This window comes from Terrabacter sp. P5_B1 (assembly GCF_056400505.1).
Genome location: NZ_JBFULD010000617.1, coordinates 1 through 683, shown reverse-complemented (window position 1 = coordinate 683; position 683 = coordinate 1). Strand labels below are relative to the sequence as shown.

Here is a 683-nt window from a genome sequence, read left to right as displayed (position 1 = left end):
TGCCGTCGGTGGGGCGGCCCTGTTGCTGGCGCTGCCCTCGAGCGTCTTCGAGGCCGTCGCGCCGTGGCTCATCCTCTTCACCTGCCTGCTCGTCGGCGCGCAGCCGTGGATCGCCCGCCGGCTGCGGCTGCGCGCTGGCGAGGATGTCGGTCCGCGCACCCGCATGGGGCCCGTGACGACGCTCTTCGCGCTGCTGACCGGCGTCTACGGTGGCTACTTCGGCGCCGGCTCGGGGGTGATGATGGTCGCCGTCCTCGGGCTGGGCCTCGACATCGACCTGCGGGTCGTCAACGCCCTCAAGACGCTCGCGATCTTCGCCGGCAACGTCGTCGCCGGTCTGATCTTCGTCGCCGTCGCCGACCTCGACTGGCGCGCCATCGGGCTGCTCGCCGCGGGGTCCGTCGTCGGCGGCTACATCGGGGCCCGGGTCGGTCGGCGCCTGCCGCCGACGCTCTTCCGGGTGCTCGTCGTCGTCGCGGGCGTCGTGGCGGCAGTCCTCCTGCTCCGTTGACGCGAGTCGGCGTATGCCGGGTGGCTGGCTCTCAGGAAGCCGTCGCCTCGCGGTGCCGACGGGCGAGCTCGAGGTAGACCTCGGCGTTGGCCCGGATGCGCGCCAGGCCCGGGTCGTCGATCTCGCGCCGGAGCTTGCCGGGCACGCCGGCGACGAGCGACCGGGGTGGGAT

1 protein-coding gene and 1 pseudogene are annotated in these 683 nt (G+C 73.6%); one reads left to right on the top strand and one right to left on the bottom strand.

Features of this window, described 5'->3' with window-relative positions; translation table 11 throughout:
* On the top strand, positions 1–511 hold a 511-nt coding region (locus AC1DP0_RS22435; protein ID WP_478088863.1), incomplete at its 5' end, for a sulfite exporter TauE/SafE family protein.
* Positions 512–542: 31 nt separating this feature from the next.
* Here the strand turns inward: AC1DP0_RS22435 and AC1DP0_RS22430 are convergent.
* A pseudogene (locus AC1DP0_RS22430) lies at positions 543–683 on the bottom strand (gamma carbonic anhydrase family protein); the annotation flags it as partial.